Here is a 24070-nt window from a genome sequence, read left to right on the forward strand (position 1 = left end):
GGGACGGCAGCGCCGGCACGGTATCGCGCCGGATCTCACCCGACGGGCGACGGCGCGCGGAGCAGCGGCTTGAGCGCGACCGCCGGATCCGCCAGGGCCGCGGGGTCCGGGGCGGCCCGGCGGGCGATCAGCATCTCGCCGATGCGGACGTCCTTGGCGACGGCGGTGCCCTGCCCGATCCCGGCGACGGCCACCAGGCGGCCGGCGTCGAGGCCGAACCACAGCTCGGCGCCGTCCGGGCGGACCCGGACCACCTCCTCGGTCGCCACCCCGGGCAGGCCCGCGACCTGCAGCGACAGGTCGTACTGGTCGCTCCAGAACCAGGGCACCGCCGCATAGGGCTCGGCCGTCCCGAGCAGCGCCCGGGCGGCGTGCGCGCCCTGCTCCTGCGCCGCTCGCCACGACTCGAGCCGCACCGGACGGTCGTCGTAGAGCGGGTGCGGGAAGGCGCAGCAGTCGCCCGCCGCGAACACGTCCGCCGCCGAGGTGGCGAAGCTCCCGTCGACCACGATCCCGTTCCCGACGGCGATCCCGGCGGCCTCGGCCAGCGCGATCTCGGGCGCCGAGCCGATCCCGGCCACGACGACGTCGACCTCGACCGCTCCTCCGTCACCGAGGACGATCCGGCCCGGCTCGAGGCGCGCGACCGCACTCCCGCACCGGACGTCGACCCCGGCCTCGACATGGCGGGCGGCCGCGCGGGCGGCGAGGCGCTCGGGCACCGCCCGGCCCATCAGCCGTGGCGCCGCCTCGACGACGGTCACGGCGCAGCCGAGACTCGCCGCCGTCGCCGCCACCTCGAGGCCGATGAAGCCGCCGCCGACGATCCCGACGCGGGTCCCCGGCACGAGCCGCTCCCGCAGGACGACGGCGTCGGCGTGGCTGCGCAGCACGCGGGCGCCGGGCAACGGGCGGGCCCGGGCGCCGGTCGCGAGGAGCAGGCGCTCGTAGCCGAGCACCCGGCCGTCGGCGAGGGTGAGCTCGTGCGCCCGGACGTCGAGGGCCGTCGCCGCGACCCCGGCGAGGTGGGTGACGCCGGCGTCGGCGAGCCGCTCCGGCGGGCACAGCGGGGTGAGGCCCGCGGCGCCGGACAGCACCGCCTTCGACAGCGGCGGGCGCTCGTACGGGTGCCCGGGCTCGCCGCCGACGAGCGTGACCGGCCCCGCGTACCCCTCCTCACGCAGGGCCAGCGCCGCCCGGGTGCCGCACTCGCCGGCCCCGACGACCACCATGCCGCCGGGCGCGGTCACGGGACCTCGACGTAGACGGTGCCGTCCTCGACCTTCGTCGCGTAGGTGCGCACGTCGACCAGCACCGGGGCGCCGAGCGCCTTGCCGCTGGTGTAGTCGAAGCGGCCGTTGTGCTTGGGGCACTCGATCGTGCCGCCCAGCACGAGCCCGTCGCACAGCAGCTCGCGCTCGTGGGTGCAGTGGCCGTCGGTGGCGAAGAAGGCGTCGTCGGGCGAGCGGTACACGGCGTAGGCGTTGCCGGCGTGCTCGAACGGGATGACGTCCTCGGGGTCGACGTCGTCGGTCCCGCAGGCGGGGATCCACTGGGTCATGCGGGGTCTCCTGTGGTGGGTCAGGCGGCGGTCGGGTCGGCCACGGCGGCGGCGAGCGGGCGCGCCCGGCCGTCGGTCAGCTCGTTCGGGACGTGGAAGGGCGTGGCGCCGGGCAGGAGCTCGCGCTTCACGTGGTGGTCCTGGTCCTTCATCTGCCGCAGGACCGCGGGGACGATCTCCTTGTAGGCGGCCCACAGCGACGGGTACACGGGCGCGCAGTCGTGCTTGATCTCCTCGTGCAGCTCCGGCAGCCGGTGGTACGGGACCATCGGGAACATGTGGTGCTCCACGTGGAAGTTCATGTTCCAGTAGAGGAAGCGGTTGACCCGGCACATCCGCACGGTGCGGGTGTTGAGCCGGTGGTCCAGCACGTTCTCGCCCATGCCGGCGTGCTGGGTCAGCCCGTAGACGATGTGCATGAAGGTGCCGTAGACGCGCGGGCCGCCGATCAGGACGACGGGCAGCCACGTGCCGAAGCCGATCGCCGCGGCGATCGTCACGGCGTAGATCGCCAGCGAGATCCGCGCCGTGCGGTACACCTTCGGGCGCTCGGACTCGGGGACGTAGTCCGCCTCCTCCGCGGTGAGCCGCCCGGCGGCGTGGATCGCCATCGTGCGGAAGGCCAGCGGGACGTCGACGAGCCCGACGAAGTTGGCCAGCAGCTTCGCCAGCCGCGCCGGCCGCATCGCCTGGATCTCCGGGTCGCGCCCCACGATCAGGGTGTCGGTGTGGTGGCGGGTGTGGCTCCACCGCCAGGTGGTGGGGTCGCGCATCATCATGAACGACGCGAGCTGGTAGACCGCCTCGTCGAGCCGGCGGCTCCTGAAGGCCGTCCCGTGCCCGGCCTCGTGCCAGCGGGAGTCCGAGGCCGAGCCGTACAGCACGCCGTAGACCAGGAAGAACGGCACCGCCCACCACGTGCCCCAGAGCGCGATGCCGGCCCCGGCGCACCCGAGCATGAGCCCGATCCAGATGGCCGTGTCGCGGATCGCCGGCCCGTCCGTCCGGCGCATCAGCTCCTTCATCCGCTTGCGCGGGACGGCGCTGCGGAACCACAGGGCGCCGGCGAGCCCGGCCTCCACCGCGGCACGGTTCTCGGGGCCGGTCAGGTCGTAGCGCTCGAGCCGTTCCCTACCCATGTCGTCGACCACCTCGTCGTCAGCCGGCGGAGCGCAGGAATTGGAGCGCTCCAACAGCGACCAATGGTCGGGATCGCGCGCCGAGCTGTCAAGACTTTGTCCTCACAAGACAGCAGATCCCGGACACGCCACCGCCCGTCCCCCGACCGTGGAGAGTCGACTCCGGTCGGTGGACTTTCCTTGCCCGGGGATGACCGACCGGGGGATGATTCTCGTGCACCCAACGGGCACGGCCCGTGACGGAGCGTCAGCACGATCCCGGCGGCAGCAAGGAGACGACGATGTCGGGCGATCAGGATCCGCACAGCGACTACGGCTACGACCTCGCACACGAACTCACGATCGCCCTGCGCACGCCGATGCGGCGCCCGCGCACCAGCGTCTCCGTCCCCGCCCAGATCCTGCGGCGGGAGCTGGACCTGGACGCCGACTCCACCCTCGACGCCGTCCCGGAGGTCTGACCCCGTCCGGGTGATCGCGCGGCACCGCGCCGCGCGGTCATCCGCAACCCCTCTAATGTCCGGACCGATCGGACGCCGTCCCACCAGGCAGAACGTCTGTTGTGACCGGCTTCGCAATCCCAACCTCCGAGGTTGGGTATCGGCCCCGACCGGGTTACGGTCGCCTCATGACCGGCACGACGTTCCTCACCACGCGGGGTCACATCGACCTCCAGCGGGTGGCGTCCGCCCTCTGTCCGCGCTGACGCCCTCGTCGGACCGCGCCGCCCCACCGACACCGCCGGGCGGCGATCCATCCAGGGCGCCCGGCGTGTTCTGGCTCCCGGGTGCCCGTTCGCCCCCGTAGGGACACCCATGACCACGACCCCGGAACGGACGCGCGTGCAACCGCCGCCGGCCGCCGAGCGGACCCCGGTGGACACCGTCACCCTCGTCTCCGAGGCCGACCGCAGGCCCGGCCGCGTCCCGCGCTGGGTCCTCAAGACCGTCTCGCCGATCGTCCTCGTGGTGCTCTGGCAGGTGCTGTCGAGCGTCGGGATCCTCGAGGACGACACCCTCGCCTCGCCGCTGACCGTCGTGCAGACCGCCGCGGGCATGTGGGAGGACGGCTCGCTGCAGAGCGCCGTGATCACCTCGGTGGTCCGGGTGCTCGCCGGCCTCGGTGTCGGCCTCGTCGCCGCCGTCGTGCTGGCCACGCTCGCCGGGCTGTTCCGCCGGGGCGAGGACATCATCGACGCGCCCATGCAGATGCTGCGCACGGTGCCGGTGATCGGCCTGATCCCGCTGCTCATCATCTGGTTCGGGATCAACGAGGAACCCAAGATCATCCTGGTCGGGCTCGCGGTGACCTTCCCGCTGTACATGAACCTCTACGGCGGCATCCGCAACGTCGACTCCTCGCTGATCGAGGCCGCCCGGACGCTCGGGCTCGGCTGGTTCGGCCAGGTCCGGCACGTGATCCTGCCGTCGGCGATGCCGCAGTTCCTGATCGGCCTGCGCTACGCGCTGGGCACCGCCTGGTTGGCGCTGGTCTTCGGCGAGACGATCAACGCGACGTCCGGCATCGGCTACGAGATGAACAAGGCCCGCGAGTTCTTCGCGACGGACGTGATCATCGTCTGCCTCGTGCTCTACGCGATCCTCGGCCTGGTCGCGGACATGATCGTGCGTGGTCTCGAGAGGGGGCTGCTGTCGTGGCGACCGGCGTTCAGCGGGAAGTGAAGGCAGTCTCCGTCCGCGGTCTCACCCGCAGGTTCGACGACGGTGCCGATTCCAGGGCGGTCATCGACGACCTCGACCTCGACATCGCGCCCGGCCAGTTCGTGGCGCTGCTCGGCGCCTCGGGCTGCGGCAAGTCCACCCTCCTGCGGATCCTCGCGGACCTGGACCGCGACGTCTCCGGCGAGGTCACCGTGCCTCGCAAGCGGGCCGTCGGCTTCCAGGCCCCGCGGCTGATGCCGTGGAAGAAGGTGTGGCGCAACGTCGTCCTGGGCCTGCCCGGCAAGCCCGACAAGGAGCGGGCCGTCGCGGCGCTGACCGAGGTGGGCCTCGCACACCGCGTCGACGTGTGGCCGAAGGTGCTCTCCGGCGGCGAGGCGCAGCGCGCCGCGCTGGCCCGCGCCCTGGTCCGCGAGCCGGACCTCCTGCTGCTCGACGAGCCCTTCTCCGCCCTCGACGCGCTCACCCGGATCACCGCCCGCGGGCTGGTGGACGAGGTGTGGCAGCGGCACGGCTGCGCGGTCCTGCTCGTCACGCACGACGTCGAGGAGGCCCTCGCGCTGGCCGACCGCGTGCTGGTCATGCAGGACGGGAAGATCGGCTACGACGCCCCCGTCGAGCTCGACCGGCCCCGCGACGTCACCGATCCCGAGTTCCAGCGCCTGCGCGGCGAGCTGCTCGCGCGCCTCGGCGTGCACTGACTCGATCCGCACTTCAGGAGGACGACCATGACGGTCGAGTTCATCGGCATGATCGGGACCCAGGAGGTCTCGGAGATCCACCCCGCCGCCGGTCCGGTCGTGGACCGGGACACGGTGCGCCGCTTCGTGTCCGCCCACGAGGAGGGCGGCTTCGACAAGGTGCTGGTCGGCCACTCGTCGTCCACCCCGGACGGGCTGCAGGTCGCCGCGTACGGCGCCGCGCACTCCGAGCGGCTGGGCTTCCTGGTCGCGCACCGCCCGGGCTTCACCGCGCCCACGCTCGCCGCGCGGCAGTACGCCACGCTGGACCACTTCTCCGGCGGCGGCCGCGTCGCGATGCACGTGATCTCCGGCGGCAGCGATGTCGACCAGCGCCGGGACGGCGACTGGCTCGACAAGGAGCAGCGCTACGCCCGCACGGACGAGTACCTCGACGTGGTCCGCCGCGCCTGGTACGAGCCCGAGGCGTTCGACCACTCCGGGGAGCACTACCGGGTCGCCGGGGTGCAGCAGGAGATCCGCCCGCTGAGCAGCCGGATCCCGATCTACTTCGGCGGCTCGTCGGAGGCGGCGTACCGGGTCGGCGGCAAGCACGCGGACGTCTTCGCGCTCTGGGGCGAGCCGCTCGCCGAGACCGCCGAGCAGATCGAGAAGGTGCACGCCGCAGCCCGCGCGGCCGGCCGCACCGAGCTCCCCCGGATCAGCGTGTCCTTCCGCCCGATCCTGGGTGCCACCGAGGAGCAGGCCTGGGCGCGCGCCCACGCGATCCGCGACCGGATCGTGGCCGCGAGGGGCGGGCACGCGTCCTTCACCGGCAGCCGGATGCGGGAGACGGGTGGGCCGTCGAACGTCGGCTCGCAGCGGCTGCTGGCCGCCGCCGAGAAGGGCGAGCTCCACGACCGCTGCCTGTGGACCGCCACCGCGGCGGCGTCGGGCGCGGCGGGCAACTCGACCGCGCTCGTCGGCACCCCCGAGACCGTGGCCCAGGCCCTGCTGGACTACGTCGACATCGGCGTGACCACGCTGCTGATCCGCGGCTACGACCCGATCTCCGACGCGGCCGCGTACGGCCGCGACCTGCTCCCCCTGGTCCGGGCCGAGGTGGCCCGGCGTGGTCAGAACAGCTCGCAGAAGGTGCCCGCGTGACCACCCTGCCGACGAACGACACCGCTCCTGCCCCCACCGTCTTCACCCCCGCCGCCGCGGTCCGCGGGACCGTCGTGGTCCTCGTCGGCCGCGGCGAGAACCCGGGCGTCTACGCGCGCTTCGGCAGGCGCCTCGCCTTCGACGGCTACACCGTCGTCGTCCCGCACGCGGACGCGACGGACGCCGAGGTCACCGCCGCCCTCGCCGAGGGCGAGGGGGCCCGGGTCCTGCTCGGCTCCGACGCCGGCGCCCTGCGCGCGTGGAGCATCGCGGCGCAGAACGCGCCCGACGCGCTCGTCCTCGCGGCCCTCCCCCTCGGCGACGGGGACGTCCCTGCGGACCACGAGGCCGAGATCGCCGCCCGCACCGCTTGCCCGATCCACCGGCAGGTCCTCGACGCCGACCCGGACTTCCACTGGGGCGAGCTCACCGGCGCCCTGCCGGAGCACCCGGAGGCGCTGCCGGACGTGCCGACGCTGGTGCTGCACGGCGAGGCCGACCCGATCGCCCCGGTCGAGGCCGTGCGCGCGCTGACCCCGGACGTCGCGGTCGTCCGGGACGGGGTGCACGACGTGCTCAACGACCAGTTCCACCGGATCGTCGCCGCCCGCGTCATCACCTTCCTGGAGGGCGCCGCCAAGGGTGCCGGGTTCGTCGAGCCCGCCGCGCGCGAGGCGACCAGGTCTCGCAAGGCCGCGCCGCTGCACGTCTCGGCGCGGCTGGACTACGCCCTGCGCGCCATCGCCGAGCTGATCGTGGACGACGCCGGCCCGGTCCGCTGCGAGCACATCGCCCGCACCCGCGAGATCCCGCTGAACTCGCTGGTGAACATCATGATCCAGCTCCGCAAGGCCGGCCTGGTGATCAGCCGGCGCGGGTGCGAGGGCGGCTATCAGCTGGCCCGGGACGCCGCCGAGATCACCCTCGCGGACGTCGTCCGGGCCACCGAGGGCGCCATCGCCACCGTCCCGGCCGGCGCACCGTGGGGCGACCTCGAGCGCACCGTGCGCGAGTATCTCGAGGAACGTTCCGTCCTCGAACTGACCACCGGGAGCAACCATGGCTGACGCGTTCCACCCCGACTTCACCGCTGCCCAGGCCCAGCTGCCCGACCGCGCCCGGGTGCATCTGATCAAGAACGCCGACCTGACCGGCGACACCATGCAGACCACGGGCATGACCCGCCGCGAGGCGGTCAGCGGCAAGACCGTCGGTTCGGAGAAGCTGTGGACCGGCGAGACGCACGTCGCGCCCGCCACCAACTCCGGCGACCACCACCACGGCGAGGCCGAGACCTCGATCTACATCGTCAGCGGGAACCCGCGGTTCGTCTTCCACGACGGCACCGGCGAGGTCGCCCTGCAGACCGAGCCCGGCGACTACATCTTCGTGCCGCCGTTCGTCCCCCACCGCGAGGAGAACCCCGACCCGGAGAACCCGGCCGTGGTCGTCATCTCCCGCAGCACCCAGGAGGGGATCGTCGTGAACCTCCCCGCCCTCTACCCCCTGAAAGAGAACCCTTCGTGAAGCGTCTGCTCACCGCTGTACTGGCCACCGCCACCCTGGCGCTGGCGGCCTGTGGCTCCGGCGGCTCCGCCGCGGACGACGGGCCGGTGGACCTGTCCACCGTCACCCTCAAGGTCGGGGACCAGGCCGGGATCCAGCAGGCGTTGGTCGAGGCCTCCGGCGCGCTGCAGGGCGCGCCCTACAAGGTCGAGTGGGCGCAGTTCCCCGCGGCCGCCCCGGTGCTGGAGGCGTTGCGCGGCAAGGCCGTCGACATCGGCGTGGCCGGCGACGCCCCGACCCTGACCGCGCTGTCCTCCACGGACGACATCAAGATCGTCGCGGCGACCAAGGTCCCGCAGCAGTACGGCCTGTCCGTCATCGTGCCGAAGGACTCGCCCATCCGGTCGGTGGCGGACCTCAAGGGCAGGACGGTCTCCCCGACCACCCAGGGCTCGGTCGGCCACTACCTGCTCCTGCAGGCGCTGAAGGAGGCCGGGCTGACGGACTCCGACGTCACCATCTCCTTCCTGCAGCCGGTCGACGCCGCCGCGGCGATGTCGTCGGGCGCGATCGACGCCTGGTCGACCTGGGACCCGTACACCGCGGTCGCCGAGCAGGAGCAGGGCGCGCGTGTGCTGCGCGGGCCCGACGGGCTCGCCCCCGGGCTGACCTTCCTCGACGCCAACACCGACGCACTCGAGGACGCCGGCAAGAAGCAGGCCATGCAGGACTTCATCTCCCGCTACGGCAAGGCCGTGCAGTGGGCCGCCGACCACCCGGCCGAGAACGCCGCGATCTACACGAAGCTGACCCAGCGGCCCGCCGCGGTCGCGGACCTGATGTCGCAGCGCGCCAACCGCTCCCTGGTCCCGCTCGACCAGGCGCTGGTCGGCGAGATCCAGACGGTCGCGGACAACTACGAGGCGTTCGGCGTGCTGCGCAAGAAGGTCGAGGTCTCCGAGGCGGTGCAGGACCTGTCGCCCGCGGCCGTCTCCTGATGCACCTCGCGCTCTACCTGTCCGAGTCGGGGGTGCACGCCGGTGGCTGGCGGCACCCCCGCTCGGGGATGGACACCGGCGCCAACGTCGAGCTGTTCCGGCGGCTGGCGCGGACCGCGGAGGAGGCCTGCTTCGACCTGGCGTTCCTCGCGGACAAGCTCGCCGTGGACGACGTCTACGGCGGCACCCCGGACGAGGTCCTCCGCACCCGCGTGAACGTGCACCGGGACCCGGTCGTGCTGCTCACGGCCCTCGCCGGGGCGACCTCGCGGATCGGGCTGGCCGCGACGGCGTCGACGACGTACTCCGAGCCCTTCCACGTCGCCCGGATGTTCTCCACGATCGACCACGTCAGCGGCGGGCGCGCCGCCTGGAACGCCGTGACGTCGGTGTCCGACGGCGAGGCCCGCAACTTCAGCCGGGACGCCCACCTCGACCACTCCACGCGCTACGACCGGGCGGCGGAGTTCCTCGACGCCGTGCTGGCCCTGTGGGACACCTGGGACGACGACGCCGTGGTCCTCGACCGCGCCGGCGCGACCTACGTGGATCCCACCCGGGTTCGCCGCGCCGACCACTCCGGTGACTGGTTCCGGGTGGCCGGGCCGCTGACCCTGCCGCGCTCGCCGCAGGGCAGGCCGGTGATCGTGCAGGCCGGGGCGTCGGGGACGTTCCAGGAGGTCGCCGCCCGCACCGCCGAGGTGGTGTTCGCGGTGGCGCCGACCCTGGAGCGGGCGCAGGACTTCCGCGCGCAGTTCCGCGCCGCCGTCTCCGCGGCCGGCCGGGATCCGGACTCCGCGAAGGTGCTGCCGGGGATCGTGCCGATCGTCGCCGACACGGACGCCGAGGCGCAGGCGGTCGAGCGCGAGCTGCGGTCGCTCGTCCACCCGGTGGCGGGCCTGACGTTCATGTCGGCCTCCATGAACTACGACCTGGCCGAGCACCCCGTCGACGGCCCGGTGCCGGACGTGCGCTCGGAGCTGCGTGGCTCGAAGGGCCGCTTCGAGTACGTCATCGGGCACGCCATCGAGCGCGGGATCACGCTGGGCGAGCTGGCCGTGGAGTACGCCGCGAGCCTGTCCTTCCCGATGCTCGTCGGGTCCGCGACGACGGTCGCGGACGAGATGGAGCGCTGGTACTCCGCGGGCGGCGCGGACGGGTTCGTGATCATGCCCGCCTTCGCCCCCGGCTCCGTCGACGACTTCACGAGGCTCGTGGTCCCGGAGCTGCAGGCCCGCGGTCTGTTCCGGCGCGAGTACACCGGGCGGACGTTGCGAGATCATCTCGGCCTGGTCAGGCCCTCCGTCGCGAAGCTGTGAGTGGCAATAGCTGCTATAGCGACTATTGCCACTCACGAGCGGTCAGGACGGAACGGTGCCGCCGCACTCCCGGACGAGGTCGGCCATGACCGCCCGGTCGGCCTCGTCCACGTGGTCCGCGTAGTAGGCGTAGAGCGTCTCGCGGGCCAGGCGGGAGGCGCGGGGGCCGTCCCGGTCCGCGATCGCCGCGTAGACCGAGGCGTGATGGCGGACCGAGCGGCGCATCAGCGCCTCCCGGTCGCCGGCGTCGAGGATCGTCTGCTGGATCAGCGTGAGCACCGACTCCCGCGTGACGTCCCCGTACAGCCGCACCAGCGTGTTCCCGCCCGCCTGCGCGATGAGCTCGTGGAACTCCAGGTCGAGCCGGCTGAAGGCGCTGTAGCCCAGCGGGATCGACTCCCGCATCCGCGCCATGTTCCGTTCCAGCCCGAGCAGCTGCGCGTCCGTGCGGCGGGTGGCGGCCATCAGGTTCGCCGCGGCGTCGGCCACCATCCGGAACTGGACGAGCTCGGGCAGGCTCACCGCGTTGGTGGCGGTGAGCATCGCCAACGTGCGCCGGATCGGCCCGGTGGACGCGGGCAGCACCAGCGGCCCGCGCGGGTCCCGCGGCTGCGAGCGCACCAGCTCCATGCTCTCCAGCACACGCAACGCCTCGCGCACCGAGGACCGCGCGATCCCGAAGCGCTCCACCAGCTCCCGCTCGCTGGGCAGCCGGTCGCCGGGCGCGAGCTCGCCGCCGGCGATCGCGTGTTCGACGTAGTCCACGACCTTCTGGAAGGCGCGGGTCTGCGGCAGCGTCACGGCGAGGAGTCTGTCAGGTCGGCACTTCTCAGGTGGGGGGCGTGAAGCGGCCGTCCACGGCGGTCCACCCGCCGTCCACGGCGAGCGTGGAGCCGGTGACGAAGCTCGACGCGTCCGACGCCAGGTAGACCACGGCCCCCGCCAGCTCCGAGGGCTTCGACCAGCGGCCGAGCGCGCCCTTCGTGGCGTACGCCTGGTACCAGCCCGGGTCGTTCTTGATCTGTTGCGTCAACGGCGTCTCGACGACGCCGGGCGCGATCGCGTTGACCCGCACCCCCGCCTCCCCGAACTCGACGGCGGCGGTGCGCACCAGCATCTCCAGCCCCGCCTTGGTCGCGGCGTAGACGGACTGCCCCGGCTCCACGGTCCGCCCGCGGATGGACGAGAAGCCGATGATGCTGCCGCTCCCCCGCGCCACCATCTTCGCGCCGAAGGCCCGGAACACGGAGAACGTGCCGCGCAGGTTGAGGTCGACGACCCGGTCGAACTCCTCCGGGCTGTAGTCCAGGATCCGCTTGCGCACGTTCGTCGCCGCGGTGAGCACGACGACGTCGAGGTCGCCGAGCTGGTCCGCCGTCCGCGAGACCGCCTCGGGGTCGGTGATGTCCAGTTCGAGGGACTCGCCGGACACCGCGTCGGCGGTCGCCTTCGCCGCGGCGGGGTCGCGGTCCGCGCAGATCACCTGCGCGCCGTGCGCGGCGAGCGCGAGCGCCGCCTCGCGCCCGATCCCGCCGGAGCCGATCAGCAGCGCGCGCTTGCCGTCGAGCCGGAACAGGTTGCCGTAGTCCATGAACAGTCCTCTCAGGACGGCCGGATGATCGCCATCCGGGTCACGGTCAGCTCCTCGATCGCGAACCGCGGGCCCTCGCGGCCGATCCCGGAGTCCTTCACCCCGCCGTAGGGCATGATGTCCGACCGGAAGCCGGGCACCTCGTTGATCACGACGCCGCCCACCTCGAGCTCCTCGATCGCGGCGAACGCGGTGGCCAAGGACCGGGTGAACACGCTGGCGTGCAGGCCGTACCGCGAGCGGTTCACCGCCTCCAGGGCGCTCTCCAGGTCCGGCACCGAGCGGATCGCCACGACCGGCGCGAAGATCTCCTCGCACCAGGCGTTCGCGGTCTCGGGGACGTCGAGCAGGATCGTCGGCTCGACGGTGCGGTCCACGACGCGCCCGCCGTGCAGCACCTTGGCCCCGGCCTGCTCGGCCTCGGCGAGCCACTCCAGCACGCGGTCGGTCGCGGCCTGGTTGATCAAGGGCGCGACGCGGGTGGCGGGGTCCCGCGGGTCCCCCACGGTCAGCTCGCCGATGCGGGCGGTGAGCTTCCCGACGAACGCGTCCAGCACGGGCTCGCACACCAGTATCCGCTGCACCGCGATGCAGGCCTGGCCGTTGAAGTAGAAGCCGCCGCGCAGCACGGCGGCCGCCGCGGCGTCGAGGTCGGCGTCGACGTCCACGACGAGCGCGGCGTTGGACCCCAGCTCCAGCAACGTCTTCCGCGGCGCCGCGTCCCGCGCGATCTGGTGCCCGACGGCGGCGGAGCCGGTGAACGACACCGCCCCGACCCGCGGGTCGGTCACCAGGGTGCGCCCGACCTCGGCGTCCCCCGTCACGACCTGGCAGATCTCGGCGGGCGCGCCGTTCGCGACGGCGGCGCGGCGCACGACGTCCGCCAGCCAGAGGGTGGCCAACGGGGTGGCGGGCGCGGGCTTGCAGATCACCGGGCAGCCCGCCGCCACCGAGGGCGCGATCTTGTGGCTGGCCAGCAGGAACGGCCCGTTGAACCCGGCGACCCCGATGACCAGCCCGATCGGCTTGCGCTGCCAGAACCCGACCATCCCGGCGCCGGAGGCCTGCATGTCCAGCGGCACGGTCTCGCCGTGCAGGTGCGAGACCTCCTCGGCGGCCGCGGACCAGGTGAACAGCGTCCGGGTGACCTCGACGACGCAGTCCGCGCGGGTCTTGCCGGTCTCGAGGATCAGCAGGTCGACCAGCTCGTCCTGGTGCGCGGCGATCTCCCGCTCGACGTCGAGGAGGATCTGCCGGCGCACCGCGGAGCTCAGCTTGCCGACGGGCCGCACCGCCGCGACACCGGCCTCGAGGGCCGCCCGGGCGTGCTCGACGGTCCCGACGGGGGCCTGCGCGACCACCGAGCCGTCGTACGGGAAGACGACCGGCGCGGTGTCGAGGTCGGTGCGCCATTCCGTTCCGATCGGCAGTCCGGCTGGGCTCTCGAGCATGGGGCGGCTCCCTTGCGACAACACTGGCGACGGCGGTGCTCCGGCGAGCTGGTCCGACCAGCTGCCGGGGCCGCAGCATGCCCGTCGCGCCTCGACGACGTCAAGAACCCCAGCTCAACGGGTGCATTCATGGGCATGCCTTGACGTGACCGTCGCCGATCGGCCAGGGTCGGATCGCTGTATCCAACGACGGAGGGAGGTCTCGGTGGCCACCGTCGTCCCCCTCGTCGACGAGCTCGCGTCCCTGCTGCGCGAGCGCATCTACGCCCGTCGGTACCCGCCCGGCACCTGGCTGCGACAGGAGCAGCTGGCCGCGGAGCTGGGCGTCAGCCGCACCCCGCTGCGCGAGGCCCTCCGCGCCCTCGAGCAGGACGGGCTGGTCCGGCTCATCCCCGGCCAGGGCGCCCGCGTCGTCACCGGGGACCTGCCCACCCTGCTCGCCGCGTACGAGCTGCGCGCGGTGGTGGACGGGCTGGCCGCGCGGCTCGCCGCCGAGCGCCCGGCCCCGGCGAGCCGGGTGCGGGAGCTGTACGCCGTCGTCGCGCGGCAGCGGGCGGCACTGGACCCGTGGGAGCCGCAGACCTACACGGCGCTCGACGTCGCGTTCCACGAGGACGTGGTCCACCTGTCCGGCAACGAGTTCGTCGTCGCCCAGACCCCCGTCCTGCGGATGACCGCGCAGGTGTTCGCACCCGTCGCGCTCGTCGAGCGGGACAGCGCGGTTCGGGCGGTCGCCGAGCACACCGCCATCGTCGGCGCGATCGAGGCCGGCGACGGCCCCGCGGCCGAGCGCCTGGCCCGCGCGCACATCGAGGCCACGATCGCCGAACTCCGGGCCCGACCAAGGGAGTGAGATGCCCACCTACTACGTCGCCTCCGACATCGGCGGCACCTTCACCGACACGGTGGTGATCGACGGGACGGGAAGCGTCGGCCGCTACAAGTCCTCCACCGTGCCGGACAACCCGGCCCAGGGCGTCCTGGACACCCTCGAGCTCGCGGCCGAGGAGCGCGGCGTCCCGCTCGCGGAGCTGCTCGGCGCGGTGGAGGTGTTCGCCCACGGCACCACCATCGCCACCAACGCGATGCTGGAGGGCCGCACGAAGAAGGTGGGCCTGATCCAGACCCGCGGCTTCGGCGACACCCTCACGATCATGCGGGGGTTCAAGGGGATCGGGCTGGACGAGGAGGAGGTCAAGCGCTTCCGCACGCTCGTCAAGCAGCCCGCGGCCGTCCCCCGCCGGCTGACCGCCGAGGTCACCGAGCGGATCGACTACGCCGGGCGCGTGGTCTCCCCGCTGGACGAGGCGGACGTCCGGCGCGCGGTCGCCGAGCTCCGTGAGGCCGGCGCCGAGGTCTTCGCGGTCTCGCTGCTCTGGTCCTTCGCGAACGGGGCCCACGAGCGCCGGGTCGCGGAGATCATCGCCGAGGAGGTGCCGGGCGCGAGCGTCACGCTGTCGTCGGAGTTCCTGCCCCGCATCGGCGAGTACGAGCGCACGCTGACGACGGCGGTGAACGCCAGCCTGCGCCCCGTCCTCAAGACCTCGCTGGACTCCTTCGAGTCGACGCTGGCGACGGCCGGGCTGCGCGCGGACCCGCTGCTCATGCAGTCCAACGGCGGCCTGGCCACCTTCGCGGAGGTGGAGAAGCGCGCGGCCGCGACGGTGATGTCCGGGCCGGTCGGCGGGGTCGTCGCCTCGCAGTTCCTCGGCGCGCGGTCCGGCCACCGCAACGTGGTGACCACGGACATGGGCGGCACCAGCTTCGACGTCGGCCTGGTGCTCGACGGCCGCCCGGTCATGTCCAACACCACCCTGATCGGGCGCGACGAGCTCGCCCTGCCCTCGGTGGCGGTGCGGGCGATCGGCGCGGGCGCGGGCTCGATCGCCTCGGTGCGGGGCGGCGTGCTGCAGGTCGGCCCCGAGTCGGCGGGCGCACGCCCCGGTCCCGCCTGCTACGGCCGTGGTGGCACCCTGCCCACGGTCGCGGACGCCGACCTCGTGCTCGGCTACCTCAACCCGGACAACTTCCTCGGCGGCAGGCTCACCCTCGACGTCGACAAGGCCCGTGCCGCGATCGACGAGCACGTCGCGAAACCCACCGGACTCACCGTCGAGCAGGCCGCGGAGGGCATCAAGACGATCGTCGACGCCCGCATGGCGGACCTGGTGCGGCAGGTGACCGTCGAGCAGGGGTACGACCCCACGGACTTCGCCGTGTTCGCCTACGGCGGCGCGGGCCCGCTGCACGCCTTCTCCTACGGCGCCGAGCTGGGCTGTCCGCAGATCGTCGTGCCGATCACCGCGTCCGTGCACTCGGCGTTCGGGATCGGCTGCTCCGACCTGACCATGGTCGAGGAGCTGTCCAAGCCGATGCAGACCCCGCCCGGCACGACTGACCACGCGTCCGCGCTCCCGCCGGCCGAGCTCGACGCGACGTTCGACGAGCTCGCGGCCCGCGCCCGCCGGGACCTCGTGGCGGCGGGCGCCGCCGAGGACTCCATCCGCTACGTGCGCTCGGTGGAGATCCGCTTCCGCGCGCAGATCCACGTGCTCACGGTTCCGTTCGAGTCCGACGTGCTCACCGCGGCGGACGTGAACGGCATGGTCGAGCGCTTCGTCGAGGTCTACGAGGGCCGGTTCGGCAAGGGCGCCGCGTTCCTGGAGGGCGGCGTGGAGATCACGACCTTCCGGGTGGTGGCCACGAGCCCGGTGCCCAAGGCGGACTTCGACACGGGGGCGTTGGGCGCGAAGGCCGGTGAGCCCGGCCTACGCCGGGTGTTCTCCGGCGGTGAGTGGCGCGACGCCACGGTCTACCGCGCCGAGCACCTGCACGACGGGCTGCACATCGAGGGGCTGGCGATCGTGGAGCTGCGGGACACCACGGTCGTGATCGGCCCGGGCCAGGACGCCGAGGTGGACGGCTCCGGCGACATCGTCATCCGGAACCGCTGAGTCGTCCGGAACCGCTGAGGGAGAACGAGAATGACAACCGCAGTCGACCCGGTCACCTACGAGGTCATCCGGCACAAGCTCTGGTCCATCAACTCCGAGGGCGCCACGACGGTCGAGCACGTCTCCGGCTCACCGGTCGTGCACGCCACGGACTACAACTTCGGCATCTACACCGCCGCCGGCGAGATGGCGATCATCGGGACGTACCTGCTCACGCCCATCTACACGGGCGCCATGGCGATCGAGGTCTTCCTCGACCGCTACGACGACATCGAGCCGGGCGACGTCTTCATCATCAACGACCCGTACCTCGCGGCCATGCACCAGAACGACGTCCAGTTCTGCAAGCCGGTCTTCCGGGACGGCGAGATCGTGGCGTGGCTGGGCTGCATGGCGCACCAGGTGGACCTGGGCGGCATGGACCCGGGCAGCTGGTGCACCACGGCGACGGACGTGTTCCAGGAGGGCATCCGGATCCCGCCGGGCCGGATCGTGCGCCGGGAGGTGCTCAACCAGGAGCTGTGGGACACGATCGTCCTCAACTCCCGCATGCACGACACGGTCGCCAACGACTTCCGCGCCTTCCTGGCGGGCCTGCGGGTGGCCGAGCAGCGCTTCCACGAGCTGTGCGACCGCTACGGCGCCGCGCAGGTCAGGGCCACCATGGAGCGCACGCTGGACAACTCCGAGGCCGAGCTGCGGGCGATGCTGCGCGAGCTGCCGGACGGGGTGTACGAGCACACGTCCTACCTGGACCGGCCGGCCGGGACCGCCGACGGGGACATCGAGCTGCTGCAGGTCCCGTGCCGGATGACGAAGACGGGCGACCGCATCGTCTTCGACTTCTCCGACTCCAGCCCCCAGTCCCCCGCCTACGGCATGACGACGCGCGGCGGCCTGCTCGGCGCCGTCGCCACGCTCATGCTGTGCACCTTCGGGTCCGACATCGCGTGGAACCACGGGCTGATGCGGCCGGTCGAGGTCGTGGCGCCGGACGGGCTGTGCGTCACCGCCGTCGAGCCGATGCCGGTGTCCGGCGGCGCGGCGGGCGCGAACTGGACCGCCACCTGTTCGGCGGGCGGCACGATCGCGAAGATGCTGTCGTTCAGCGAGAAGTACGAGAACCACGCGTTCGGCCCGTCGGACGGCTCGTGGCAGCTCAACCAGTTCGGCGGGATCGACCAGCACGGCGAGCCGTTCGCCTCGATGTACATGGACTCGCTGCTGTGGGGCGGGCCGGCGTTCTCCTTCCGCGACGGGGTCGACGCCGGCGGGGCGATGGTGATCCTCGCCGGCGGGGCCACGGACGTCGAGCAGCAGGAGATGCGGCACCCGCTGCTCTACCTGTGGCGGCGGCAGGTCCCGGACTCCGGCGGCGCCGGCACGTTCCGCGGCGGCAACGGCATCCAGTTCGCCCTGACCCCGATCGACACCACCGAGGTGACGGGCGTGCTGGGCACGCACGGCGTCGCCGTGCCGAACCGCACCGGCCTGTTCGGCGGGCTGCCGGGCTCGTGCGCGCGGTTCGAGCGGGTCACCGGCTCCGGGGTGCTGGACCACCTCGGTTCCGGGCGTCCGGTGGGCGCCTTGACCGAGTTGGCGGGCGAGCACCAGGTGCTGCCGGGTGTCTCCCCCGCCGCGCGGATCGCCCACGGGGACGTCTTCGAGTGCACGGTCCAGAACGGCGGGGGCTACGGCGACCCGCTGCTCCGCGACCCGGCGCGGGTCGCCGCGGACGTGGAGGCCGGGGCGGTGTCGCTGGACGCGGCGGCGCGGTTGTACGGCGTGGCCTTCTCCTCGTCGGGAGTGGTCGACCCGGCCGGCACCGAGTCCCTGCGTGCGTCGATCCGGGATGCTCGGCGGGCGCGAATGGTTGCGCTTGTGAGTGCCGAGGGTCGCCATAGCGGTGATCGTCACTCACGAGGGATCTGGGGCGCCTCACTGGTCACCTTCGCCGACGACGCGGGGACGCGGCACGCGGCGTGCCGGCACTGCGACACCGTCCTCGGGCCCCTCGGCGACGGCTGGGAGGCGATCGTCGGCCGGGTCGTGCTCGGGCCGGAGGACCTGGGGTCGCGGGTGGACGTGCACGCCGACCTGGCGACCGTCGCCTACGTCTGCCCGGAGTGCATCACCGCGCTGTGGGTGGACACGGAACCGGTGGGCGGCAAGGACTGGCGCGACTTCGCGCTGGCCGGGGGCCGCGCGTGAGCGAATCATCGGCCCAGCGGATGTACGACCTGGCCGTCGTCGGCGGGGACGGGATCGGGCCGGACGTCACGGCCGTCGCGGTGGACTGTGTCCGCGCGGCGGCCGCCCGGTTCGGCTTCACCGCCTCGACCACCGACTACGACCTCGGCGCCGAGCCCTACCTGCGCACCGGGATCGTGCTGCCCGGCGAGACCCGCGAGGCCCTCCGCCGGCACGACGCGATCCTGCTCGGCGCGGTCGGCGACCCACGGGTGCCGCCGGGCGTGCTGGAGCGCGGGCTCATCGTCGCGCTGCGGATCGCGTTGCGGCAGTCCGTGAACGTGCGGCCGGTCCGGCTCTACCCGGGCGTCGAGTCCCCGGTCCGCGGCGTCACGCCGGAGAACTGCGACCTGGTGATCCTGCGGGAGAACACCGAAGGGCTCTACACCGGCGGCGGCGAGACCGTGCACGCCGGCACCGCCGAGGCGGTGGCCCTGCAGCACTCGGTGTCCACGGTCCCGGCGACCCGGGAGATCGTGGAGTTCGGGTTCCGGTTGGCGTGCGCCCGCCGGAAGCGGTTCACGTTGTGCCACAAGACGAACATCCTCACCCACGCCGGCCGGCTGTGGGAGGAGGTCGTCGCGGAGGTGGGCGAGGACTTCCCGGACGTCGAGCGGGACTACGTGCACGTCGACGCGATGTGCCTGCACCTGCCGCTGGACCCCGGCCGGTTCGACGTCGTGGTCACCGACAACCTCTTCGGCGACATCATCAGCGACCTCGGCGCCACGGTGCAGGGCGGGCTGGGCCTCGCGGCGAGCGCGAACCACAACCCGCTCGGCACCGCGCCCAGCATGTTCGAGCCGGTCCACGGCTCGGCCCCGGACATCGCGGGCAAGGGGCTCGCCAACCCCGCCGCGGCCGCCCTCTCCGCCGCCCTGTGCCTCGCGGCGCTCGGCGAACGGGAGGCGGCCCTGGCGGTCGAGGGCGCGACGGCCGCGGTGCTGGCGTCGTTGCCCGCCCTCGCCGGCCCGGCGATGGGCGCGAGCACCACGGAGATCGGGGCCCGGATCGTCGAGCGGATCGGCTCGGCCGACCCCGTCGGCGACCCCGGCACCTCCCTGATGAGCGCCCTCGCCGCCCTCGCCCCATCGGGCCCCACGAACCTCAGTCGGGGAGCGAGTCCACCGCCCACTGCCGGAGGAGGGCGCGCAGCGCGGTGACCAGCACCAGCGGCTGGTCGAGCATGGGGTGGTGGCCCGTGGCGGGGAGGTCGACGATCGGGACGCGGTGGCCGAGCAGGGCGTCGATCTCGCCGGCCATCGTGTCCGGGACCAGCCCGAACTCGGAGCGCAGGAATCCGGCGCGGCACTTCAGCTCCGGCAGCAGGTCCCGCAGCAGCACGCGCTCGGCGAACAGGCTCGGGTCGAACTTCCAGCTCCAGCCGTTCGCCACCGCCTTCACCGACTCCTCGGCGATGTGCCGGCGCACGTACGGCAGCAGAATCTCCTGGGCCGGCATGGTGGTGAACCGGCCGAGGATCGTCTCGCGGTCGTCGTACACCTTCGCCGTGCGCGTCTTGCGCCGCAGCCGCTCCTCCTCGGGCGGCTGCTCGTTGAGCGGCGAGTCGACGATCACGATGCCGTCGACCTCGGCGCCGAACCGCGCGCCGACGGTCGCGGTCACCCAGCCGCCCATGCTGTGACCGATCACGGTCGGCGGTCCGGCGATGCCGCCCGCGGCCGCCACCGCCATGACCTCGCGCGCCCACAGGTCCAGGTCGTAGGCGCCGCGGTGGTCGCTGTCGCCGTGGCCGGTCAGGTCGAGCGCGAGGACCCGGGCGCCGGCCGAGAAGAACGGCGCCACGTGGTCCCACCAGCCGGAGTGCGCGGCACCGCCGTGCACGAGGACCAGCCCGGGCCGGCCCTCCTCGCCCCAGGCGCGGTAGTGCACGCGGGCGCCCTCCACCTCGGTGTCGCGGTGCGCCGGCGGCTCGGCCAGTGCGGTCCGGAACCAGCGGGGGGCGTCCTCGGTCGCGGTCGGGTCCACGGACCGGATCGTCGCATGCGGGGCCCTGCCCCACCCGGTCCGGCCGGCGTGACGACCGTCGTCACTCCCGGGCGGTCACTACGGCGCGTCGTGGAAGATGATCCCCAGCACGACCCGCTCCCCCGTGTGCACCGCCGAGACCCCGTGCCGCAGCAGCCGGCGGTGGTCCCCGCGCGAACCCCGGACGGGGCGGTGGTGCACCGGGAACACCACGGCGTCGCCCTGCCCCGGCCGCACGACGATCGGCCGCGACTGCTGCCGCGGCACCTGTTCCACGAACACGCTCTCGCCGCCGGTGAAGTCGACGTCGGGCCGGCTGAGCATCACCAGCAGCTGCAGCGGGAAGGTCAGGTCGCCGTAGACGTCCTGGTGCAGCCGGTTGTGCCCACCCGGCCCGTACCGCAGCAGCAGCGGGGTGGGCCGGCGCTGGCCGCGCTCCGCGCACTCCGCCCGCAGCCCGGCGAGCGTCGGCGGGAAGGTGCGCTCGCCGAGACGCTCCGCCCAGCGGTTCGCGATCTCCGCCAGCGGCGGGTACCAGTCCTCGCGCAGCCGCTGCACCACGTCCGGGAGCGGGTCGGCGAAGTAGCGGTAGGTCCCCTCGCCGAACGCGTGCCGGGCCATGACGACGGTGCTGCGGAAGCGCGCGTCGTCCGCGAACAGCGCCGCCACCCCGGCGCACTCCTCCGGCGACAGCACGCCCGGGACGTGCGCGACACCGGTGCCGTCGAGCTCCTCCGCGAGATCCATGCCTTCACCCCACCAGCGGCGACGCCGGAGTTCCGGCGGGAATCAGACGTCGAGCCGGTAGCCCATCCCCGCCTCGGTGATCAGGTACCGCGGGTGCGCGGGGTCGGGTTCGAGCTTGCGCCGCAGCTGTGCCAGGTACACCCGCAGGTAGTTGGTGCGCTCCTCGTAGTGCGGCCCCCACACCTGCCGCAGCAGCTCCCGCTGCCCGACGAGCTTGCCGCGGTGCCCGGCGAGCATCTCCAGGATGCCCCACTCGGTCGGCGTCAGGTGCACCTCGGCGTCGCCCCGGTGGACGCGCTTGGCCTGCAGGTCCACGGTCAGCTCGCCCAGCCGCAGCACGGGCTCACCGGTCGGCGCGGCCGCCCCCGCCCGCCGGACGGCCGCGCGCAGCCGGGCCAGCAGCTCGTCCATGCCGAAGGGTTTGGTGACGTAGTCGTCCGCGCCCGCGTCGAGCGCGGCCACCTTCTCCCCGGAGTCGGTCCGCGCGGACAGCACGATGATCGGGACCGGGCTCCAGCCGCGGATGCCGGCGATGACGTCCGCGCCGTCGAGGTCGGGCAGGCCCAGGTCGAGGACGACGACGTCCGGGTGCCGGTCCGCGGCCGCCCGCAGCGCCGTGGCCCCGTCGCCGGCGAGGGTCACGTGGTAGCCCTGCGCGGTCAGGTTGATCCGCAGGGCCCGGGCGATGGCCGGGTCGTCGTCGACGACGAGGACCCGGGTCTGCACGCCCCCATTCACTCACAGCCCCGCTCAGGCGCGCACGCGCTCCCGAGCGAGCCGCCGGCGGCGGTGCGCCGCCATCCGGACCGGGGCGTCGGTCCAGCCGTAGCCGTCGTGGTCGCCGACGCGCTGGACCAGCGCGAGGAACACCCGCCCGCCCAGCACCTCGGTGCAGACCTGCAGGTAGGCGCCCCCGGCGGTCTCCTCGTGCAGCACTCCGAGGTCGCGATAGGCGGCCAGCCGGTCCTTCGACAGGGCGAGCCGCGCGTCGAGGTCGGCGTAGTAGTTGTCCGGGATCGCCAGGAGCGGCGCCCCGGCCGCGCGGGCGGCGCGGGCGGCGGCGAGGACGTCGTCGACGACCAGGGCGACGTACTGCGGCTCGGACACCCCCGGCGCCCACTCGCCCCGCCGCAGCAGCGACACGGTGAGCGCGAGCCGGACCCGGCGCTGCGCGTCGACGACGGCGCGGCTGCGGACCAGGCCGAACGGTGCGGCGAACTCACCGGTCGCGTCCGGTTCCAGGCCCAGCACGGTGCGGTAGAACAGCGCGGCCTCGTCGAAGTGGTCGAACGGCTGGGCCAGGCCGACGTGGTCGATCCCGGTCACCCCGATCCCCGGCGCGGTCTCGCCGGTGGGCACGAAGTCGCCGGTCCAGTCCGCCCCCTCGACGGCACGGGCGCCGGTGCGGCAGAAGAAGAGCGCCGTGCCGTCGGGCGCAGTCACGGCGGCGAGGTCGGCCTCGGCCGGCCCGCGCTCCCGGGGCAGGACGGGTGCGCTCAGCCGGGTCGCGCGCCGCGCGGCGGCGGGCGGGTCGGCCGACTCGACGGCCAGCGCGGCGACCGCGACCGGGCCGCCGGAGCGGTTGACGAGGATCCGGGCCCCGCCCTGCTCCCACCGCTCCACCGGCTTGGTGCGGTGCAGGCCGGTGCGGGCGAACCCGAGCGCGGCCAGCACCGGGGCCAGCGACTCGTCCGCCGAGAGCTCGACGAAGGCGTGTCCGTGCAGCTCGGGGGCCGCTTCCGCCACGGGATCGGCGCCCTCGCCCCGCGCGGCGGTGGCCTCGGCGAGCGCCAGCAGGGACCGGTGGGCGTCCACGGCCGCGCGGCCCGGGTCGGCCTGCCGGAAGACGTCGTTGAACACCTCGAGCGATAGCGGCCCCGCGTAGCCGGCGGCGAGCACCGGGGCGAGGAAGCCGGGGAGGTCGAACGCGCCCTGGCCGGGGAAGAGCCGGTGGTGGCGGCTCCACTGCAGCACGTCCATCGACAGGTGCGGCGCGTCGGCGAGCTGGAGGAAGAACAGCTTGTCGCCAGGGATGTCGGCGATCGCGGCCGGGTCCGACCCGCGGGACAGGATGTGGAAGCTGTCCAGGCACAGGCCGAGCGCGGGGTGGTCCGCCCGGTGGACGGCCTCCCACGAGCGGTCGTAGGTGTTCACGTGCCGGCCCCAGGCCAGCGCCTCGTACGCGATCCGCAGCCCGCGGGCGGCGGCGCGCTCGGCCAGGGCGTGGAGCTGCTCGGCGAGGAGGTCGACGTCGGCGACGGCGTCGGGCGCGGCCGAGGAGCAGACGAGCACCGTGTCGGTGCCGAGCGCCTCCATCACGTCGAACTTGTGCTCCGCGCGCCGCAGGTTCGCCGCGAACCGCTCCGGGTCGGTCGAGTCCAGGTCGCGGAAGGGCTGGTAGAGGTCGATCGACAGGCCGAGGTCGGCGCAGCGCAGCCGCACCTCGCCCGGCGGCAGCGGCGAGGCGACCAGATCGGGCTCGAAGACCTCGACGCCGTCGAACCCGGCGGCCGCCGCGGCGGGCAGCTTGTCCTCCAGCGCGCCGGAGAGACAGACCGTGGCGATGGCGGTCCGGGGCTCACGCGACACGGTCGGCACCCCCCTCGGCCGGACCCGCAGACTCCGCGCCGACCAGCTCGGCGAGGTGGCGCAGCATCCGCGCCGGGTCCGGCTCGCGGCCGCTGAACAGCCGCAACGCCTCCGCGGCCTGGTGCACGGCCATCCGGCCGCCGTCGAGGGTGCGGCAACCGCGCGCCCGCGCGGCCCGCAGCAACGGGGTCTCCAACGGCCGGTAGACGATCTCGGCGACCCAGAGCTCCGGGCGCAGCATCGCCGCCGGCAGCGGGAGGCCGGGGTGCTCGGCCATTCCGACGGGCGTCGCGTGCACCAGGCCGTCGGCCGCGGCCAACCGGTGCCCGAGCTCGGCGACGGCACCGCCGCGGGCGCGGCCGGCGCCGAACCCCCCGGCCAGGGGGGCGGCGCGGCGGCCCGCCCCGGCCGTCAGAGGAACAGCACAAGTCTGATCACCAGTCACCTATA

The 24070-nt window shown here is 73.6% G+C and carries 23 protein-coding genes and 1 pseudogene; 13 read left to right on the forward strand and 11 right to left on the reverse strand.

Annotation, left to right across the window (positions count from 1 at the left end):
- Positions 1–35: 35 nt before the first annotated feature.
- Genes AB0B41_RS24085 through AB0B41_RS24095 form a run of 3 tightly spaced genes read right to left on the reverse strand, consistent with a single transcriptional unit; the run spans position 36 to position 2700 of the window.
- A complete protein-coding gene (locus AB0B41_RS24085) occupies positions 36–1250 on the reverse strand; it encodes an FAD-dependent oxidoreductase (RefSeq protein ID WP_358206969.1) in 1215 nt (404 codons plus the stop codon).
- Positions 1247–1561, reverse strand: coding sequence for a MocE family 2Fe-2S type ferredoxin (locus AB0B41_RS24090; RefSeq protein WP_358206971.1), 315 nt, complete (start codon positions 1559–1561; stop codon positions 1247–1249). The genes AB0B41_RS24085 and AB0B41_RS24090 overlap by 4 nt, the downstream gene beginning before the upstream one ends.
- A gap of 20 nt (positions 1562–1581) precedes the next feature.
- A complete protein-coding gene (locus AB0B41_RS24095; RefSeq protein WP_358206975.1) occupies positions 1582–2700 on the reverse strand; it encodes a fatty acid desaturase family protein in 1119 nt (372 codons plus the stop codon).
- 281 nt (positions 2701–2981) lie between these two features.
- Between AB0B41_RS24095 and AB0B41_RS24100 the strand changes: the two genes are divergently transcribed.
- The 9 genes from AB0B41_RS24100 (at position 2982) to AB0B41_RS24140 (ending at position 10049) form a co-directional block, all read left to right on the forward strand.
- A complete protein-coding gene (locus AB0B41_RS24100; protein ID WP_358206977.1) occupies positions 2982–3161 on the forward strand; it encodes a hypothetical protein in 180 nt (59 codons plus the stop codon).
- Between the two features lie 167 nt (positions 3162–3328).
- The gene (locus tag AB0B41_RS24105; protein ID WP_358207017.1) at positions 3329–3406 is read left to right on the forward strand and encodes a putative leader peptide; all 78 of its coding nucleotides are present in this window, start codon (positions 3329–3331) and stop codon (positions 3404–3406) included.
- Between the two features lie 109 nt (positions 3407–3515).
- A complete protein-coding gene (locus AB0B41_RS24110) occupies positions 3516–4382 on the forward strand; it encodes an ABC transporter permease (protein ID WP_358206979.1) in 867 nt (288 codons plus the stop codon).
- Positions 4379–5080 (forward strand): ABC transporter ATP-binding protein, encoded by a 702-nt coding sequence (locus AB0B41_RS24115; protein ID WP_358206981.1) that lies wholly within the window; start codon positions 4379–4381, stop codon positions 5078–5080. The genes AB0B41_RS24110 and AB0B41_RS24115 overlap by 4 nt, the downstream gene beginning before the upstream one ends.
- A 27-nt stretch (positions 5081–5107) precedes the next feature.
- Positions 5108–6226, forward strand: coding sequence for an LLM class flavin-dependent oxidoreductase (locus AB0B41_RS24120; protein WP_358206983.1), 1119 nt, complete (start codon positions 5108–5110; stop codon positions 6224–6226).
- Complete coding sequence (locus tag AB0B41_RS24125) at positions 6223–7293, forward strand: Rrf2 family transcriptional regulator (RefSeq protein WP_358206985.1); 1071 nt, start codon at positions 6223–6225, stop codon at positions 7291–7293. The genes AB0B41_RS24120 and AB0B41_RS24125 overlap by 4 nt, the downstream gene beginning before the upstream one ends.
- Complete coding sequence (locus tag AB0B41_RS24130; protein WP_358206987.1) at positions 7286–7753, forward strand: cupin domain-containing protein; 468 nt, start codon at positions 7286–7288, stop codon at positions 7751–7753. Before AB0B41_RS24125 ends, AB0B41_RS24130 begins: the two co-directional genes overlap by 8 nt.
- Positions 7750–8730, forward strand: a complete 981-nt coding sequence (locus AB0B41_RS24135; protein ID WP_358206989.1) for an ABC transporter substrate-binding protein — start codon at positions 7750–7752, stop codon at positions 8728–8730. The genes AB0B41_RS24130 and AB0B41_RS24135 overlap by 4 nt, the downstream gene beginning before the upstream one ends.
- A complete protein-coding gene (locus tag AB0B41_RS24140) occupies positions 8730–10049 on the forward strand; it encodes an LLM class flavin-dependent oxidoreductase (RefSeq protein ID WP_358206991.1) in 1320 nt (439 codons plus the stop codon). Before AB0B41_RS24135 ends, AB0B41_RS24140 begins: the two co-directional genes overlap by 1 nt.
- Before the next feature lie 42 nt (positions 10050–10091).
- Here the strand turns inward: AB0B41_RS24140 and AB0B41_RS24145 are convergent, their stop codons facing one another.
- The 3 genes from AB0B41_RS24145 to AB0B41_RS24155 are packed head-to-tail and all read right to left on the reverse strand — an operon-like array spanning position 10092 to position 13091.
- Positions 10092–10850 carry a GntR family transcriptional regulator gene (locus AB0B41_RS24145; RefSeq protein WP_358206993.1) on the reverse strand — a complete coding sequence of 253 codons (759 nt, stop codon included), beginning with the start codon at positions 10848–10850 and terminating at the stop codon, positions 10092–10094.
- A gap of 28 nt (positions 10851–10878) precedes the next feature.
- Positions 10879–11640: an SDR family oxidoreductase gene (locus AB0B41_RS24150; protein WP_358206995.1), complete on the reverse strand. Its 762-nt coding sequence runs from the start codon at positions 11638–11640 to the stop codon at positions 10879–10881.
- 11 nt (positions 11641–11651) lie between these two features.
- The gene (locus AB0B41_RS24155) at positions 11652–13091 is read right to left on the reverse strand and encodes an aldehyde dehydrogenase family protein (protein WP_358206997.1); all 1440 of its coding nucleotides are present in this window, start codon (positions 13089–13091) and stop codon (positions 11652–11654) included.
- A gap of 205 nt (positions 13092–13296) precedes the next feature.
- On the opposite strand from AB0B41_RS24155, the gene AB0B41_RS24160 reads away from it, so the two are divergent.
- From AB0B41_RS24160 to AB0B41_RS24175, 4 genes are read left to right on the forward strand one after another with little or no spacing between them, the layout of a single operon-like run.
- Positions 13297–13944: a GntR family transcriptional regulator gene (locus AB0B41_RS24160; RefSeq protein WP_358206999.1), complete on the forward strand. Its 648-nt coding sequence runs from the start codon at positions 13297–13299 to the stop codon at positions 13942–13944.
- 1 nt (position 13945) lies between these two features.
- Positions 13946–16045, forward strand: a complete 2100-nt coding sequence (locus AB0B41_RS24165; protein ID WP_358207001.1) for a hydantoinase/oxoprolinase family protein — start codon at positions 13946–13948, stop codon at positions 16043–16045.
- A 30-nt stretch (positions 16046–16075) separates the two neighbouring features.
- Positions 16076–18256, forward strand: a complete 2181-nt coding sequence (locus AB0B41_RS24170; RefSeq protein ID WP_358207002.1) for a hydantoinase B/oxoprolinase family protein — start codon at positions 16076–16078, stop codon at positions 18254–18256.
- The gene (locus AB0B41_RS24175; protein WP_358207004.1) at positions 18253–19458 is read left to right on the forward strand and encodes a 3-isopropylmalate dehydrogenase; all 1206 of its coding nucleotides are present in this window, start codon (positions 18253–18255) and stop codon (positions 19456–19458) included. Before AB0B41_RS24170 ends, AB0B41_RS24175 begins: the two co-directional genes overlap by 4 nt.
- Here the strand turns inward: AB0B41_RS24175 and AB0B41_RS24180 are convergent.
- The 5 genes and pseudogenes from AB0B41_RS24180 to AB0B41_RS24200 form a co-directional block, all read right to left on the reverse strand.
- Positions 19403–20284 carry an alpha/beta hydrolase gene (locus tag AB0B41_RS24180; protein WP_358207006.1) on the reverse strand — a complete coding sequence of 294 codons (882 nt, stop codon included), beginning with the start codon at positions 20282–20284 and terminating at the stop codon, positions 19403–19405. The two genes, AB0B41_RS24175 and AB0B41_RS24180, sit on opposite strands and share 56 nt — an antisense overlap.
- A gap of 78 nt (positions 20285–20362) precedes the next feature.
- A complete protein-coding gene (locus AB0B41_RS24185) occupies positions 20363–21031 on the reverse strand; it encodes a 2OG-Fe(II) oxygenase (RefSeq protein WP_358207008.1) in 669 nt (222 codons plus the stop codon).
- A gap of 42 nt (positions 21032–21073) precedes the next feature.
- Positions 21074–21757: a response regulator gene (locus tag AB0B41_RS24190; RefSeq protein WP_358207011.1), complete on the reverse strand. Its 684-nt coding sequence runs from the start codon at positions 21755–21757 to the stop codon at positions 21074–21076.
- A 24-nt stretch (positions 21758–21781) separates the two neighbouring features.
- Positions 21782–23620, reverse strand: a complete 1839-nt coding sequence (locus tag AB0B41_RS24195; RefSeq protein ID WP_358207013.1) for a TIM barrel protein — start codon at positions 23618–23620, stop codon at positions 21782–21784.
- Positions 23610–23939, reverse strand: a pseudogene (locus tag AB0B41_RS24200) (shikimate dehydrogenase); the annotation flags it as partial. The pseudogene AB0B41_RS24200 and the gene AB0B41_RS24195, both read right to left, overlap by 11 nt.
- Positions 23940–24070 lie beyond the last annotated feature (131 nt).

Source organism: Pseudonocardia sp. NPDC049154 (assembly GCF_040648315.1).
In the GTDB taxonomy this organism is placed as follows: Bacteria; Actinomycetota; Actinomycetes; order Mycobacteriales; family Pseudonocardiaceae; genus Pseudonocardia.